The organism is Mycobacterium deserti, assembly GCF_025345615.1.
Classification (GTDB): domain Bacteria; phylum Actinomycetota; class Actinomycetes; order Mycobacteriales; family Mycobacteriaceae; genus Mycobacterium; species Mycobacterium deserti.
On record NZ_JAODWD010000002.1, the window covers coordinates 752,879 to 769,669 of the forward strand.

Below are 16,791 nucleotides of genomic sequence, written 5' to 3' on the forward strand. Positions count from 1 at the left end.
CGCCGTTTATGGAATTGCTGGGCTCTCGTCCCGCACGAGCCGACAACTAGTAATTCATCGGCGTGACCAGCTGAAGCGTTACATCCGATGCGCATTTGCTGGCGGCTCTTAGGAACTCAACCCTACTCGGCTCAACGGCGAACCGCGTCCGGTGGTTCAAACGCAGCGGCGGGGGTTTTCAGTCCCTTGTGTCCTCGGCCGTCTCGGGCCGCTTCTGCAGAGCGTCGAGGCTGCCGAGCGTCGGCGGCCGCCGCACCGGCTGATGCCCGTGCACGCCCTCGGCGTAGGCCGTCTCGGCGTGCTGGCTGAAGTCGACGCCGGTGGTCTCGTCTTCGGCGCTGACGCGGAACCCGAGGACGCGGTCGATGACCTTGGCCAGCACGTAGGACACGACGAAGGCGTACAGGCTGACAACCAGGGCGCCGAGCGCCTGCTTGCCGAGCTGAACCAGCCCACCGCCGTAGAACAGGCCCTCCGGGCCGGCCGTCATCACTTCGTTGGCCAGCAAGCCGATGAGCAGCACACCGACGAGACCGCCGACGTAGTGCACGCCGACCACGTCCAGCGAGTCGTCGTAGCCGAACCGGAACTTCATCCCGACCGCGTAGGAACAGATCACGCCCGCGGCCAGGCCGACGACGAAGGCACCCAGGGTGTTCACCGTTCCGCAGGACGGCGTGATCGCGACCAGTCCGGCCACCACCCCTGATGCGGCGCCGAAGGTGGTCGGCTTCCCGTCTCGGAACCGCTCGACCGCGATCCAGCCGAGCATTCCGAGGCACCCAGCGACGAGCGTGTTGAGGAACACCGCAGCAGCGGTGCCGTTGGCGGCCAGCGCCGAGCCCGCGTTGAACCCGAACCAGCCGAACCACAGCAGGCCTGCGCCCAGCAGGACGAACGGCAGGTTGTGCGGGCGCATGGAGTCCTTCTTGAAGCCGATGCGCGGTCCGAGCACCAGCGCCAGCGCCAATGCCGAGGCGCCCGAGACGATTTCGACCACGAGGCCGCCCGCGTAGTCGAGCACGCCGAGTTCGAACAACCAGCCGCCGGGCCCCCATACCCAGTGCGCCACCACCGCGTAGACGGCGACCGTCCACAGCGGCACGAACACCATCCATGCCGAGAACCGGGCGCGATCGGCGATCGCGCCGCTGACGAGAGCGGCGGTGACGATAGCGAAGGTGAGCTGGAAGGTGGCGAAAAGGAGTTCGGGCACCGCGCCGCGGGCGGTGGTCGGGTCGATACCGAGCATGCCGAAGTGAGCGAGGTTGCCGATCAGCCCGCCGCCCGCGTCCTCGGAGAACGCGACGGAGTAACCGACGAGGAGCCAGGCCACGGTGCACGCCGGGATCGCGACGAAGCACATCATGATCATGTTGAGCACGCCGGTGGTGCGGACCATGCCGCCGTAGAAGATCGCCAGTCCCGGGGTCATCAGCAGGACCATTGCCGTGGCGGCCAGCAGCCACGCGGTGGCTGCGGGATCGATCGCGTCCATTGGGGCTCCCTCCCAGTCGGAGAAGAGCTTGGCCATTGTTCGTTTCAGGCGCGGGGCGGATGTGTTTCGGCCATGTTTCGTGTTGCCGCGTCGTTACCGAATGCTCACCGTCAGGTCGACTTGATGAAGTTCAGGTACGAGCGTGACGGGGTCGGTCCTCGCTGGCCCTGGTACTTGGACCCGGCTTGCGAACTGCCGTAGGGGTGTTCGGACGGACTGGTCAGGCGTAGCAGGCAGAGCTGGCCGATCTTCATACCGGTCCACAGCGTGATCGGCAGGTTCGCGACGTTCGACAACTCGAGAGTGATGTGGCCCGAGAACCCGGGATCGATGAAGCCCGCGGTCGAATGCGTGAGCAGACCCAGGCGGCCCAGCGAGGACTTGCCTTCGAGCCGGCCCGCCAGGTCGACGGGCAGCGTGCAACGCTCCAACGTCGAGCCGAGCACGAACTCGCCGGGGTGCAGCACGAACGGCTCGCCCTCCTTCGGTTCGACGAGGGTGGTGAGGTCGTCTTGGCGCATCGACGGATCGATGTGTGTGTACCGGGTGTTGTTGAACACGCGGAACAGGTTGTCGAGCCGAACGTCGACGCTCGACGGTTGCACGAGACTGTCGTCGAACGGATCGATGCCGAGTCGCCCCGCGGCGACCTCGGAGCGGATGTCGCGATCGGAGAGCAGCACGCGACGAGCGTAGCCGCTCGAAGTGTTAGCCTTCGTGATCACACAAGCCAGTTGAATATGCCGATGTAGTTCAATGGCAGAACATCAGCTTCCCAAGCTGAATACGCGGGTTCGATTCCCGTCATCGGCTCCAAGGAAGCGCCAGATCATCCGCACCTGTCGCGACTCCTAGAACTCGAACTGCCGCAACTGCCGTCGCGATCTGATGCCCAGTTTGCGGAACGATGCGGCGAGATGGCCTTCCACATTCTTCACGGTGACGAACAGCTGGTCAGCGATCTCCCGGTTCGTGTGCCCGGCTGCGGCGAGGGCGGCGATCCGGCGCTCCGAAGGCGTCAAGGACTCCGGCCCGTGGCGACCGCGGGCCCGTGTCGAACCGCCCGCCGCGGCAAGCTCGGCGGTGATGTACTCGGCCAACGGCAGCGCACCACTGCGGTCCGCGATCGGCAAGGCCTCTTCCAGAGCGCGACGCCCGTCTGCCCGGTACCCGGCCCGCCGCAACGCCGCGCCCCAATCGGCCAACGCGCGCGCGAATTCCAGCGGCGCCTCGGTCGGTCGAAGTATCTCCGCGGCTTCGGCCAGCATGTCGAGATCGGTCTGCTGCCCCACCAGGGCACGCACGCGCAGGGAGCGCCCCCCGTCGATCGGGTTGCCGGTACGGCTGCCGGTGGCGACGGCCGCATCCGCAAGGTCGATCGCTTCTTCCCGGCGCCCGAGTTGGCTAAGAGCAAGCGCCGCGTCCAGTTGCCACGTCCAGATCGAAAGGCCTACCGCGCCGACCGCGTCAAGCTCTTTTCCTGACGCGAGTAAAACCTGAAGTCCATTCTCGACCGCACCGGACCGCACCAATGCTCTGCCGAGGGCGCTCTGCGCGATAGCCGCCATCGGCGTGTCCTCGCGTTGAGGCGGAAATTCGAGTGTCTGCCCGATGGCGACGGCTTCGGCTACCTTGCCCTGCTCGATGAGCGAGTGTAGGAGGGCGTACATCGCGATCGGCGGCGTCAGCCCCGCCACGAGATTTGCTGCGATCAGAGCAGCGCGCGCGTCGGCTTCGGCGTTCACAAGCTCTCCGGCTCTATACCTAGCCGTGGCGCGCGCGGCGACGGCTTCCGACATCAGCAGCGGGGAACTCATCGCGGTGGCCTCGACAACCAAGGCATCGGAGACCGCGAGCGATCGCCGAATGAGGCCCAGATTCATGGCGATATATGAGATCGCGACTGGCGTGAAGCCGTCGGCCGATTGACTGAAGCTGCATCGACCCGGCCGGGTCAGCCGATCGACCATGGGGAGGAGTTCGGCGATCGGCGTTCCGACCTTCGCGAGATCGAACGCGGCGGCTGCCAGCGCTGCGCGTTCGCCCGGGCGATCCCCCGGCAGTCCGCGCGCGTTCGACACCACCGGGCCAATGGTCGCCGAGAGACCCGGAGTCGTCGATGCGCACATGATCCTCGCCGCGTCGATGAACCATCCGAGTTCACTGTCGGCGTCGCCGAGTTGATCGCGCGCCGCCACGAGCGCATCGCTCGCCGCAGAGTTCAGGCCGGCGAATCCGAGTAGCCTCGCCCGCTGGAGTTCGATCTCGGCCCGGACGGGACCAGCCGGCGCCAATTCAGCCGCTGAAGCCAAGTGCGCCAATGCTTCCGGCCGATGGTCGAGCCATTCCGCGCGTGCCAAGGCGATCGTCAGCCGGATCCGACGTTCGACGGCCGCAGGCTCACGGAGTGCACGTTGGAGCAGTGCGATCGCTTCGTCTGGCGCTCCTCGACCGAGCGCATCATCGGCCGCGGTTTCGAGGGCCTCAACCGCCCACGACTCGCCGACAACGGCGCAGTGCAGCAGATGAGCCGCAACCTCCTGCGCCGCAGCGGAGCGCTTGGCCAGGATTGCGGCGGCATCCCGATGGCGGGTCGCGCGAATTGGCGCAGGGATCTGTTCGGCGACAACGGATTCCACCAGTGGGTGGACGAATCTGAGGTCGCTGGTGAGAACGGACGCAGCGATCAGGCGTCCGATGGCCCGCTCGGCTTCGCTCGTCGACAAACCAGCGAATTCGCCGAGGATGTCCAGTGATTGTCGCGAGCCCAGGATCGCGACGGCGCTGGCGACCGCCGCAGCGGCCTCGTCGAGCGCGGAGATGCGTGTAGTGATCAGCGCCTCCAAAGAGGCCGGTCGTGCACCAGGAACCTCGGCGCCGTCGAGCGCATTCGGCTTCTTCGCAGCCAGTTGTTTGAAGACCTCAGTGAGGAACAGCGGGTTGCCGCTCGTCCATGTCGTGCATTCGGCGACGAATGCCTCCTCGATCCTCATGCCGGGGAACCAGCGGTGAGCCATCGCCGTCACACCGGCCGCGCTGAGCGGCGCGGGAACGATCGTCCGAACGCCTGGGATCTCGTACACCGATTCCAGCATCGACCCGGCGGGCACGGGCTCGCCTTGGCGCATCGCCAGGATGATGGCGATCGCCGACCCTTCGACGCGCCGCGCCAGAAAGTCCAGCGCCCGCAGCGATGCGTCGTCGGCCCAGTGGATGTCGTCCACGATCACGACGAGCGGACGCTCCTCAGCGAGCGCCGCCAAACCCTTGGACAGGGCGGTCAGGACCGCGAAAACTGAGTCCGGCACCGGCGGGACGGCAGCGTCATCGAGCGCGGCCGTGACGCCGACGCCGCCCGAGTTGAGCAAGGTCTCAACCGCGTCCTCGTCTAGGCCGGCAATCAGTTGGCGAACAACTCCAAAGGAGTAGTCGCGTTCAAGCAGCGAACATCGTGCCCGTAAGACACGCGCTTCGGCAGCCGACAAGTCGAGGGCATCCAACAGCGCTGTCTTGCCGATTCCAGCAGGACCGAGCAAGTTTGCGACCGCACCACGACCCGCGACGGCATCGTTAATTACCCGTCGGAGTGCTCCGAGGGCCTCGTCCCGCTCGACCAGTGCAGTCCTGGTGGTCACAGCAATCTCACAGCGAATAGTTCTACTGCACACGGCGAGTGGTTGCCAGCAATCGCGATTCTCAAAGCGGCGGCCGGTCCCGACGCGGTGGCAACCAATGCGCCCGACAGCACGGCGCCCACGGCGATCCCCAAGGAACAAAACCGCTACTGATTACGAATCGTCGTCAATAGGTTGCCGGGCGCCGCATCAAGGTCCCCGCCTCGTCGCACCGATGCAGTCGGTCACGTAAACGGTGGAGTCGATGCCGTCAGCAATTTTCGAACCGTCTCGAGTAACGCACGAAACAGGCCCCCCGGACTTGGGGGGCCTGATTCGTGTCAGACAGATTTTGCCGCGTTACGGAGTGCCGTCAGCGCCGTCCGAGTTGCTGGCGCCACCAGTCGCGGTGCCGCCGGAGCCACCGGAGCCGGGGCCGCCATCGCCTCCGTCGCCACCCTTTGCTGACCCGGTCGGCGGGTTGGCGTCGTTGGAAACGACCGTGGCGTTGCCGCCCCGGCCGCCCGTACCGCCGTCGCCGCCGTCGCCGCCAGTCGCATTCCGGGTAGAGCTAACAGCCTCGCCGCCATCGCCTCCAGGGCCGTCGCCGTCACCGCCGTCGCCGCCGTCGCCACCGAATGCGTCGCCACCATCGCCCGACGGGACAAAATCACCCGGAGGGAGACCCCCTTGGGGCACCTGGTACGGCCCGACTGTGGTGATTGTTCCGCCCGGCGCCGCGAGCGCTACGCCACCGTCACCACCAGCGCCATCTGTGGCGTTGGAACTATCTCCGCCAGCGCCACCCGCTCCGCCGTAGGCGTCACCTCCGCCTCCTGACATGGCGCCGCCGCCTTGACCGCCGTCACCGCCGTTACCGCTGACCGAATCCGATGAGCCGCCGTCGCCGCCGCGGCCGCCGACAGCGTCTCCACCGGAGACAGTGGTCGTCGTGATCTGTTGGGGCTGATCGTTGACGACCGGGCCCAGGCTCTTACCGGTGACGACCAGAACCGGCACGGCGGCCGCGTTGCCACCAGCGCCACCGTCGCCGCCGCTGGTTTGGCCGGAGCCGGAAAGGGTCGAGCCACCGTCGCCGCCCGCTCCGCCGAGCGCTGTGCCGCCATATGCATTTCCGCGGCCGCCGGTTCCGCCGTCGCCGCCCACGACACCCGTCCCGCCGCTGCCGCCGTCGCCGCCGACGGCATGGCCGACCTGGGCGGTCTGCAAACCGGTAACAGGATCGGTGGTGACGATGGCGTTGCCGGTTGCCTCGCCGCCCACACCCCCGTTGCCGCCAGACGCAAGGTACCCACCGGAACCGCCGGCGCCGCCACCACCGGCGATGGCCTTGGCACCAGATGTTTCTGCGTTGCCGCCGGCACCCCCGTTACCGCCATCGCCGAATTGCCCGCCCTTCCCGCCGTTACCACCGGCCGTGCCGAAGGCTTCGCCGCTGGTCCTGATGTCGGAGTAGCCGTCACCGCCATTTCCGCCGCTGCCGAACATTGCGGCGTTGCCACCGTTGCCGCCGGCCACACCGGGGATGGTGGAATTCCAGCCATCACCGCCGTTGCCGATCAACATGCCGCCGTTGAATCCGTTGGGGTGTGAGGCGGTGCCGTCCATCCCGTTGCCGATGAAGATGTTGACGATCGGCACCGCCCCGGCGAAGTCCAACAGCGGATTGTTCAGGATGAGATTCACGCTCGGCTGCAGGTTGCGTACGACTGCGCCATTACCGAAAAGGTCGTTCAGCACCTGGGGCGGTAGGTTCAACGCCCGAGAGGGTATGTCGGTCGATCCTGGAATCAGGAGGACTCCCGGCGATCCAATGGGAGATGGCGTCCTGGGCGAGCTGTCCGGGTTCGATAGTGCGGTGGGTGGTAGCGGCAGGGCCGCGGCGGCGGTCGTCGGCTGTTTGACCATCGCCGCGCCGGCCGGTTGCAGCGGGTTGCTGGCCACCTGGAACGGAAGGCTCAGCGCCCCAGAGGGCGCGTCGGCCAATCCCGATGGGAGGACTCCGGCCGATCCAGCGCTCGACGGCAACCCGGCAAAGGTCGCCGCCCTTAACAAAGCGGTGGGCGTTGGCAGCGATAAGGCCGCCAACGACGTGGTGGGCGGCTCCGGGGCGGCCGGGGTCGGGTGCCCGACCATCGCCGCACCGGCGGCGGCCACAAGGCTCGCACCGGTCGCGGCGGCAGCAAACCGTCTCGACAAACGCTTCATCTCATTTCCTCCCGAAATGGTGATAGTGGAAGCTGTTGAGCAATCCTGCGTCGCCACCATCCGTGAGGCACTAGGGAAAAACCCTAGGATTTGCCGACGTCGCGTAAACGGTGGAGCAAATGCCCTGAGCAATTTCGTGAAAGCGTGCGGATTGACGCACGAATCAGGCCCCCCGACTCCGGAGGGCCTGATTCGTGTCAGAAGGATTCAGACGGCGTCAGGGAGAGCCGTCGGCGCCGTCGTTGCCTGGGGTGTTGCTGACGCCGCCAGTCGCGGAGCCACCGTCGCCGCCCTTGCTGCCGTCGCCACCGTCGCCGCCGTCGCCGCCCTTGGCCGAGCCGGTCGGCGCTGGAGGGATGCCGAAGTTTGAACTAACTGTGGCGTCGCCGCCCCGGCCGCCCGGACCGAACTTGCCGCCATCGCCGCCATCGCCGCCATCGCCGCCAGTCGCATTCCGCCGGACGCTAATCGCATCACCGCCAGCGCCTCCAGGCCCGCCTTGGATACCGCGTACGCTGTCGCCGCCGTCGCCGCCGTCGCCGCCGTGCGCGTTGCCGCCATCGTCCGACAGAACGATGCCCCCCCCTGTTGTTATCGTTCCGCCCGGCGCTGCAGACCCGCTACCACCGTCACCACCAACGCCACCAACGGTGCCAGCTGTTCCCCCATGGCCGCCCGCTCCGCCGTACGCGTCACCTCCGCCTAGTGACGTCGCGGACCCGCCGTCACCGCCGTCACCGCCGCCATAAGTCGCCGTGCCGCCGTCGCCACCACGTCCGGCGATAGCGACTCCGCCGGAGACAGTGGTCGTCGTGATCGTGGAGGGCTTGTCGTTGACGACCGGGCCTAGGCTGATCCCGGTGACGATCGGAACGGGCACAGCATCCGCGTTGCCGCCGGCTCCGCCGTCACCTCCGATGGCGTCACCGTTAGCGACGAAGCCTTCGCCGCCGCGGCCGCCCGCCCCGCCGGTCGCGTCGCCACCATGTGCCTCGCCGCGGCCGCCGGCACCGCCGTCGCCGGCAAACAAACCCGCCCCGCCGGCACCGCCGTCGCCACCAGTGGCGTTGGCGACCTGAACGGTCTGCAAGCCGGTAACAGGATCGGTGGTAATGATCTCGTTGCCGACTGCGTCGCCGCCAGCACCCCCGTCACCACCAAAGGTGTAGACCCCGGAACCCCCGGCACCGCCGTCGCCGGCGGTCGCGGTGGCGCCCGAAGTTTCTGCGTCGCCGCCAGCGCCGCCCGCACCGCCTTCGCCGAACAAACCGCCGCTACTGCCGCCATTCCCGCCGTTGGTGCCGGTCGCAACGCCCGAGGTTCGGATATCGCTGTACCCGTCGCCGCCATTGCCTCCATTGCCAACGCCAAGCAGTGCGCCGTTGCCGCCGTTGCCGCCGGCCACACCGGGGATGGTGGAATTCCAGCCATCACCGCCGTTGCCGAATAACGCGCCGCCGTTGTAACCGTTGGGGTGTGAGGCGGTGCCGTCCATCCCGTTGCCGATGAAGATGTTGACGATCGGCACCGCCCCGGCGAAGTCCAACAGCGGATTGTTCAGGATGAGATTCACGCTCGGCTGCAGGTTGCGTACGACTGCGCCATTACCGAAAAGGTCGTTCAGCACCTGGGGCGGTAGGTTCAACGCCCGAGAGGGTATGTCGGTCGATCCTGGAATCAGGAGGACTCCCGGCGATCCAATGGGAGATGGCGTCCTGGGCGAGCTGTCCGGGTTCGATAGTGCGGTGGGTGGTAGCGGCAGGGCCGCGGCGGCGGTCGTCGGCTGTTTGACCATCGCCGCGCCGGTCGGTTGCAGCGGGTTGCTGGCCACCTGGAACGGAAGGCTCAGCGCTCCAGAGGGCGCGTCGGCCAATCCCGACGGGAGCACTCCGGCCGATCCAGCGCTCGACGGCAACCCGGCAAAGGTCGCCGCCCTCAACAAAGCGGTGGGCGTTGGCAGCGATAAAGCCGCCAACGACGTGGTGGGCGGCTCCGGGGCGACGGGGGTCGGGTGCCCGACCATCGCCGCACCGGCGGCGGCCACCAGGCTCGCACCGGTCGCGGCGGCAGCAAACCGTCTCGACAAACGCTTCATCTCATTTCCTCCCGAAATGGTGATAGTGGAAGCTGTTGAGCAATCCTGCGTCGCCACCATTCCGTGAGGCACTAGGGAAAAACCCTAGGATTCGCCATGGCGCGCGCACCGGTGCAGCGACCGTGATGGTGGGGGCTTGACGCCCCTGTTGCGGGCTGGCCGTCCCTTAGACCGCCGGCGCGCGAACCGGTCTGACGATCCTGCACAGGGCGCGCATATCACCGGCATCGAGCATGCGAACATCGCTGGGGCCTCTGAGTGGCGGTCGGTGGATGTCTCCCAAGCTGATCCGCGGGTTCGATTCCCGTCATCGGCTCCACGGATCTCGGCTACTCGGTTTTGGTCGCCGTCTTGGGAGCGCGCCCGATAGGCCGAAACGACGCCAGTCCCTGACTAATGTTGAGCGTCTATGGACATTGACGGGGTTGAGCCCGCGTTTACCTGGCGTGGCCGGCGCGAGCTGGTCAAGACCTTGCACGAACAGGTGGACGCGCTGGTGGCGGATTGCGACCAGATGGAACAGCTGGTGCGGGTGATCGTCGCAATCGGCTCCGATCTTGACCTGGAAGTGACGCTGCATCGAATCGTCAACGCGGCGATGGAGTTGAGCGGTGCCGCGTACGGAGCGCTGGGTGTCCGTTCGTCCGACGGCACCTTCGTCTCGTTCATCGGCGCGGGAATCGACGAAGACACGGCCCGCGCGCTCGGCGAGGTGCCAGTAGGTCAGGGCCTTCGCGTCGATGACTTGAGTGCTCAGCAGGCCGCCGGGCTGCACGCACGCACCCCGCCGATACGGGCACTCCTCGGATTTCCGATTACCGTGCGGGGAGCTGACTTCGGGAATCTCTACCTCGCCGACGACCGGCCTGGCCGAGTGTTTTCCGACCCTCAGGAGAGTGCCGTGCGGGCGCTGGCGACAGCGGCGGCGGCGGCCATCGACAATGCGCGTCTCTTTGAGCGAGAACGCGAATCGGCGAAATGGACCAAGGCAAGCCGCGAGATCACTACAGCGCTGCTGTCCGGCGCTCCACAGACGGGGCCGCTGCAGCTCATCGTGAACCGGGCGTTGGATTTGGCCGATGCCGAGCAAGCGATTTTGCTGGTTCCAAATGAGCCCGATCTGCCCGTCGACGACGTCGACACACTCGTTGTGGCTGCGACAGCGGGCCGGTACGCCTCGGAGGTCATCGGGCGCCAGGTCCCGATGGACGGTTCCACCACAGGCGGCGTTGCGCGTCGCGGTGTACCGCTGATCACCGATTCTTTTCAATATCCGATCGAGGGGTTCACCGATGTGGGTGACCGCTCGGCGATTGTCATGCCGTTGACGGCGGACGACGTGGTGCTCGGTGTGATTGCCGTTGCGCGCCGTCCTCAGCAGCCGCCCTTCGGCGAGGACTACCTCGAGCTCGTCAGTGACTTCGCCCGCCACGCTGCATTGGCATTGGCGTTGGCGGCAGGTCGCGAGCATGCGCTCAATCAGGAACTGGCTCAAGCGGACACGGTGGATGACGCTTTGAAGGCTGCAGCCGAGGAACTGCGTCGGCTGTGGCGGGCACGCCGGGTGCTGGCCATCACCTTCCCAATCCGCGGATCCTCCGCTGAAACCACCCCGCAGGTGGTGTCGGTCGGCGAGGTCACGCAGTGGTCAGATTTGCCGTCCGATACCCAGCGAATGCTCATCTCGTTGCGCGACGGTGACTTGCTCACACCGAACACGACGGTGCCCGGGACTGCGGGCATTGCGATGCAGCATCCCGAGGGCGTACTCGTCGTGTGGATCGATCTGACCGAGCAGCGACCATTCACACTCGAAGACCAGACCTTGCTCACCGTCTTGGCAGGACGCCTCGGCCAGGGCCTGCAGCGGGTGTATCAGGTTGACCAGCAACGCGAGACCGCCCTGGCCTTACAGCATGCAATCCTCGGTCCTGCTGATCTGCCGCACGGGTTCGCGGTGCGGTATCAGGCTGCGAGTCGGCCCCTTCAAGTGGGCGGTGACTGGTACGACGTCGTCGACCTCGACGACGGGCGCATCGCGTTGATTGTGGGCGACTGCGTCGGCCATGGCCTCGCCGCCGCCACTGTGATGGGTCAAGTGCGCAGCGCCTGCCGAGCGCTGCTGTTCGACAATCCCAGCCCCGGCGCCGCCCTCGCGGGAATCGATCGCTTCGCGGCACGACTGCCCGGTGCCCAATGCACCAGCGCCGTCTGCGCAGTACTCAACCCCGAGACCGGTGAACTGGTGTACTCCAGCGCCGGACACCCGCCGCCCATTTTGATCCATGCTGACGGCACAATCCGGATCCTCGACGACGGCCACACCATCACCTTGGGGATCCGACGTGACTGGCCCCGCCCGGAGGCCCATGTGACGGTGCCAGCGGGCGCGACCCTTCTGCTCTACACCGACGGTCTGGTCGAGCGTCGCTCTATTGCGCTGGAGCAGGGCATTTCCCGAGCCGCCGAGCTCATGCGGAACCTCCGCGGCTCGGCGCTGGAAGATTTAGCGGACCAAATCATGACAGGTCTCGCGCCGGGGGGCGGCTACCAGGACGACGTTGTCCTTCTGCTGTACCGGCATCCTGCCCCGCTGGAGCTGCGCTTTTCCGCTGATGTCAGCCAGCTCGCCCCCACCCGCACTGCCTTGCGCAGCTGGTTGGCCCGGGCCCAGGTGCATCCGGATCAGGCGATGGACGTGCTCGTCGCCGCCGGAGAAGCCGTCGCCAACGCAATCGAGCACGGTCACCGCCATAAGCCAGGCACTGTCAGCCTGCGCGCGACCGCACTGGTCGACCAGGTGCGGTTGACCATCAGTGACACCGGCTCGTGGAAGCCTCCACAGCCGTCGCGCGACTCTCATCGCGGGCGGGGCATTACCCTCATGCGAGGGCTCATGCGCGAGGTCACCATCGACTCCGACACCACTGGAACCACAGTTCACCTATCCGCGAGGATCACCTGATGCCCACGTCGCTCACTCTCGACACCGCACGCTATGACGACGGGAAACTCGTCCTGATCGCAGCGGGCGAGATCGACCTAAGCAACATCGACGCCTTCACCCAGGCCCTCGCCGCTGCTACCACCGAGACCGCTGACAGCGACGGAACGCTTGTCGTCGACCTCAGCGCCGTTGAATATCTCGACAGCGCTGCGATCAACGCCTTGTCTGTTCGGGCCGGATACATCGCGAATCTCATCGCACACCCACGCCTGATGTCCACCGTCACCATCAGTGGCCTGAACGAACTGGTCAACATCGAACCCGCGCCGTCGGCCGCGGAGCATTGACGCAGCCGCGAACCTAGCCGAGCCTCGGCCCCGGAACCCCCGGCGGGCACGGCCCGGGCAGGAACATCGCCCAGCACCAGCCTGGTGGAAGAGGCGGCGGCGCGGGACGCCAGTACTGGCTTGCGGGCGGCCCTGGCGGATTCGGTCCATCCCAGATGTTCTGCGCGACATTGCCCTGCCCGTGGTAGACGAACCAATACTCATGGCAGACGCTTTCGTCCCAGCGCACCGGGTTGACCCTCTTGTTCCCGGTTTCCACCGGCGGATCCCCGGGGCACCACGTGTTAGGGCCGCCCGGAGGAGTTTGGGCCTCGGCGACACCGGTGGACAAACCCAGACCGGTAATGGCAATGCTGGCGGACAACACCGCTCCCGCGATGACCCGCTTTCGGCTGTGAGTGGTCATGTGTGCTCTTCCTCGTTGAGCGCCGCGTCGTCGGCGTCGTTGAGGTCAGTTCACCGGGGTGTAGGCGCTACCGATCCCAAGAATGTCGCAGTGGCCGGCGCATGAGGTTTCCACCGGCTCAACGAACCGCCCGGAATATTTTCTAGGTTCGTTAATACACCTTCGGCGGTCTTCGCTGCGCGAAATGGGTTCGGGCAAGCCAATACTCGTTACCGAGGTGGGTTGCGCCGAAAGCGGTGGGACAGAAGGCAACGACATCGCCGTGCTCGAGACGACGACAGGTCCGGACACGTTCGCGGCTATGCAGCGGACGCTGGACGAGGTCTGGTCGGCACACAGCGCGCCCGACCGGGCCCGAATGTACATGGACCTCGCGGTGGGTGAGGTAGGGGCGAACGATGGCAAGCCCTCGAGCGTCGACCTCGACACGGTGTCGCTGCCCGACGAACTCGCCGAGCACGGTCGCGAATTGGCAATTGCGTTACGCGTTCTCGATGAGCTGTCGTACCGCAGTGACAAGGACGGCAATCACCGGACTCTCGTCTCGCGGACCGACTGACAGCGGGGCTTGATATGGCCACTGCCCCTCGCCCGCGCGCGGTAGCCGACGACCACGTTCGCCCTCACTCAGCGGGCGGCAGCCCGTTCGCGCTCTTCGAGTGACGTCGCCCAGTACCGCACGCCCACCGTCCACCCCGTGAACGCGACGAGCGCGACCAGATCACTGGGAAGCAACCTCGGGTCCTTGAAGGCGTCCAGAACGATAACCACCGGGTTGACCAGCATGAGAACGACGCAGAACCAGAAGACGACGCGAGCGATTCTCCCGGCAGGCCGGGTGAACTTGTACAGCAGCAGTGCGCGACGCAGCGTCATCCGGTCTTGCGCCTCCGCGAGGGGCTCTGAGTTCTCAATGTGTTGCGACGCGAAGCGGAAGGCCATGGCGATCACCATCGAGACACAGATGGCGATGAGGTCGCCGTAGACGAATCCCCCCGAGAAATAGTCCGGAATGCCGAGTGTGTCTTGCCTGCCGAAAGCAGCACTGAGCGCCGACGAGACCTCGAGCACGGCCACGCCCAGGAAGAAATAGAAGATGCCACGAAGGACCCTTGCGGCGCGGCGGCGCATGGGGAATGCGAGAAGCAGTCGCCGAAGCGTGATGGTCGACTGTTCCTCGACGGGCGACGGCTTGGAGCCGGTGACGAGCTCCGTGGCCTCCTCGAGCCAAGCCCGCGCCTGGGCTGTGGCACGCTGTTCTGCGTCAGCGGAATCCGCGACCAGCTTGCTCGCGGTCCACCATTCAGTGGCGAACGCGACTTGTCTACTGGCGTCTTCGAACGCTAGTTTCCGCTGTCCGACTTGGGTTCTGCGTTCGCGCCAGTCCCCGATCGCGATGGCGGCGACACCGATCGCCGCGGTCAGGATCGGGGTGACCACCGTGAGTGCTATGCGTATGACCTGTTCGGAATCCATTGGTCACCCCCGCACCGCCCCTCGAGTGGGTCTCTGCGGCTGATGATGCCACGCAGGGCGGCTCTGTATAGCCGAGTGCACAGGTTCGATCCCGCGTCGGGTCCCATCGTGCGGGGCTAAGCTACGGCTATCGCAGCTGAGGCGGTGGTGATGACATGGCTGTTACCTATTGCCGAAGCGTTGCAGCGCTGACCGCATGTGTCGGGTTGTTCTTGGCAGGCTGCGCGATAGAGCCCGCGCCGCCGGCGGCGTTGAACACCATCGATCCGGCCGCGCTACGAGTGGCCGTCGACACCGCCGCCAAGGACATGATGGTCCCCGGCGCGCTGGTCATGGTCCGCACACCACACGGCGACATCACCGTCGCCACCGGCACCACCGAAACAGGCACCCAGTCGCCGCCCACCGCGAACACCCATTTCCGCATCGCGTCGAACACGAAAACCATGACAGCAGCGCTCATTGTGCTGCTGGCGCAGGACGGCAAGGTCAGGTTCAACGACCCGGTATCGACCTACGTGCCGGATGTTCCCAACGGCGAGAACATCACCGTCGCAGAGCTTTTGACAATGCGTAGCGGGCTGTACGGGTACACCGCCGACCCGTCGCTGTCGGCCGCGATGGATGCGGACCCCGGCAGGGCATGGACACCACAGGAGGTTCTGGCCATTGCGTTCCGGCACCCACCTCAGTTCACACCCGGTACCGACTTCGAGTACAGCAATACCAACTACGCCCTGCTCGGCCTGATTGCCGAGAAGGCCGGCGGGCAGACACTGGCACTGCAGTTCCGAGATCGGTTGTACGGGCCGGCCGGATTGACCCAGACGTCGCTTCCCGCCGCGAACGACACCACCCTGCCAGCACCGTATTCACACGGATACATGTACGGCGGAAGCTTCTACGCGCTCGCCGACGATCCCTATCCCCCCGAGATGCAGGCCGCGGCCTGGGTCGGAACGTTGAAACCCGTTGACTACACCCATCAGAACTCGTCGTACGCCACCGCCGCCGGCGGCGCGGTCTCCACGGCCGACGATCTCGCCACCTGGATGCAGGCGCTCGTCACCGGCAAGCTCTTCAACGCCTACTTCCGTCAGCAGTGGTTGGCCAGCCCGCAGGTAGAGGATCCTGCGGCGGGCCCGGACGGCCAGAAGTACGGATACGGCATTTCCTATCAGCGCTTCGGCCCCAGGGCCGCAATGTACTACCACGGAGGGGAACTGCCGGGGTTCAACTCGTTCATGGGTCACGACCCGGAAAACGACGTGACGCTGATTATTTGGACGAATCTGACGCTGACGCCGGACGGTAAGACCACCGCACAGGCGCTCCTGCCAATGATGCTGAACCAGATCTACACCGGACTGTCGCTGTGAAACGACAGCGATGCGACACTGACGCCGTGGCGGGACTGCTCAACGACAAAGTCATCATCGTCGCCGGTCTCGGCGGCATCGGGAACGGCCTGGCGAAACGCTATGCCGACGAAGGTGCGCGACTCGTCATCGGCGACCTCGACGCGGACCTGACGACGCGCGTCGCCACTGACCTCGATGCCTCCGGTGAGCGTGTTCTCCCAACGGCCCTCGACGGCGCCGACGAGGGCTCGGTCGCTTCGATCGTCGCGCTTGCCGTCGACACGTTCAGCCGCCTGGACGGCATTCACGTCAACTTCACCAGCGCGGCCGACGCGTACTTGCCCGGTGGCGTTGTCGACATGCCTCTCGATGTGTTCGACGACGTGATGCGGGTGAACACCCGCGGTTTCGTGATCTGTGCCAAACACGCCATCCCCCCGATGATCGACGGTGGCGGCGGATCGATCGTGTTCACCGCCTCGATCGACGCCTACAACGGCGCGGGCACCCGAGTGGCCTATCAGATGAGCAAGGCGGCGGAACTGGCGTTGATGCGCCACATCGCTCGGCGCTACGGTCCCAAGGGAATTCGCGCCAACGCGATAGCACCCGGGTTGATTTGGCACTACAAGTTCGACGAGATGACGATGCCGGACGGCGTGGTCGACCAAACGCGGGCGCGTCAGATGATCAAGTCGCGCTTCGGCAATCCCGACGACGTCGCGGCGCTCGGGGCGCTATTGCTGTCGGACGACGGGAGTTTCATCACCGCCCAGACGATCAGCGTCGACGGTGGCGTGACATTCCGTCCTTGACGG

Annotated in this window: 13 protein-coding genes and 1 tRNA gene; 7 read left to right on the top strand and 7 right to left on the bottom strand. The window is 66.2% G+C overall.

From position 1 onward, the window contains the following. Positions 1–178 precede the first annotated feature (178 nt). Positions 179–1,498: an ammonium transporter gene (locus N4S67_RS09925; protein ID WP_260992774.1), complete on the bottom strand. Its 1,320-nt coding sequence runs from the start codon at positions 1,496–1,498 to the stop codon at positions 179–181. Positions 1,499–1,608: 110 nt separating this feature from the next. Further along, the gene (gene dcd / locus N4S67_RS09930; RefSeq protein WP_260992775.1) at positions 1,609–2,181 is read right to left on the bottom strand and encodes a dCTP deaminase; all 573 of its coding nucleotides are present in this window, start codon (positions 2,179–2,181) and stop codon (positions 1,609–1,611) included. 59 nt (positions 2,182–2,240) lie between these two features. On the opposite strand from dcd, the gene N4S67_RS09935 reads away from it, so the two are divergent. Beyond that, positions 2,241–2,314 (top strand) — tRNA-Gly (locus N4S67_RS09935). A gap of 35 nt (positions 2,315–2,349) precedes the next feature. Here N4S67_RS09935 and N4S67_RS09940 read toward each other — a convergent pair. The 3 genes from N4S67_RS09940 to N4S67_RS09950 all read right to left on the bottom strand — a co-directional run bounded on the left by N4S67_RS09940 (position 2,350) and on the right by N4S67_RS09950 (position 8,986). Then, on the bottom strand, positions 2,350–5,166 hold the full coding sequence (locus N4S67_RS09940) for an ATP-binding protein (RefSeq protein WP_313959934.1): 2,817 nt from the start codon (positions 5,164–5,166) through the stop codon (positions 2,350–2,352). Between the two features lie 306 nt (positions 5,167–5,472). Then, on the bottom strand, positions 5,473–7,341 hold the full coding sequence (locus N4S67_RS09945; protein ID WP_260992777.1) for a PGRS repeat-containing protein: 1,869 nt from the start codon (positions 7,339–7,341) through the stop codon (positions 5,473–5,475). A gap of 217 nt (positions 7,342–7,558) precedes the next feature. Beyond that, positions 7,559–8,986, bottom strand: coding sequence for a PGRS repeat-containing protein (locus tag N4S67_RS09950; RefSeq protein ID WP_260992778.1), 1,428 nt, complete (start codon positions 8,984–8,986; stop codon positions 7,559–7,561). Positions 8,987–9,041: 55 nt separating this feature from the next. Here N4S67_RS09950 and N4S67_RS09955 point away from each other — a divergent pair, with 55 nt between their 5' ends. From N4S67_RS09955 to N4S67_RS09965, 3 genes are all read left to right on the top strand, one after another. Next, positions 9,042–9,503: a hypothetical protein gene (locus tag N4S67_RS09955; RefSeq protein WP_260992779.1), complete on the top strand. Its 462-nt coding sequence runs from the start codon at positions 9,042–9,044 to the stop codon at positions 9,501–9,503. Positions 9,504–9,845: 342 nt separating this feature from the next. Then, a complete protein-coding gene (locus tag N4S67_RS09960) occupies positions 9,846–12,401 on the top strand; it encodes a SpoIIE family protein phosphatase (protein ID WP_260992780.1) in 2,556 nt (851 codons plus the stop codon). Next, complete coding sequence (locus N4S67_RS09965) at positions 12,401–12,730, top strand: STAS domain-containing protein (RefSeq protein ID WP_260992781.1); 330 nt, start codon at positions 12,401–12,403, stop codon at positions 12,728–12,730. Before N4S67_RS09960 ends, N4S67_RS09965 begins: the two co-directional genes overlap by 1 nt. Before the next feature lie 13 nt (positions 12,731–12,743). On the opposite strand, the gene N4S67_RS09970 is transcribed toward N4S67_RS09965, so the two are convergent. Continuing rightward, complete coding sequence (locus N4S67_RS09970) at positions 12,744–13,136, bottom strand: hypothetical protein (protein WP_260992782.1); 393 nt, start codon at positions 13,134–13,136, stop codon at positions 12,744–12,746. A 184-nt stretch (positions 13,137–13,320) separates the two neighbouring features. On the opposite strand from N4S67_RS09970, the gene N4S67_RS09975 reads away from it, so the two are divergent. Further along, positions 13,321–13,695 (top strand): ATP-binding protein, encoded by a 375-nt coding sequence (locus N4S67_RS09975; RefSeq protein ID WP_260992783.1) that lies wholly within the window; start codon positions 13,321–13,323, stop codon positions 13,693–13,695. Between the two features lie 68 nt (positions 13,696–13,763). Here N4S67_RS09975 and N4S67_RS09980 read toward each other — a convergent pair whose 3' ends face one another. After that, entirely contained in the window at positions 13,764–14,612 is an 849-nt protein-coding gene (locus N4S67_RS09980; RefSeq protein ID WP_260992784.1) for a hypothetical protein, read from the bottom strand. A 155-nt stretch (positions 14,613–14,767) separates the two neighbouring features. On the opposite strand from N4S67_RS09980, the gene N4S67_RS09985 reads away from it, so the two are divergent. Continuing rightward, positions 14,768–15,991 (top strand): serine hydrolase domain-containing protein, encoded by a 1,224-nt coding sequence (locus N4S67_RS09985; RefSeq protein ID WP_260992785.1) that lies wholly within the window; start codon positions 14,768–14,770, stop codon positions 15,989–15,991. A 26-nt stretch (positions 15,992–16,017) separates the two neighbouring features. Beyond that, positions 16,018–16,788 (top strand): SDR family NAD(P)-dependent oxidoreductase, encoded by a 771-nt coding sequence (locus N4S67_RS09990; protein ID WP_260992786.1) that lies wholly within the window; start codon positions 16,018–16,020, stop codon positions 16,786–16,788. Positions 16,789–16,791: the final 3 nt, after the last annotated feature.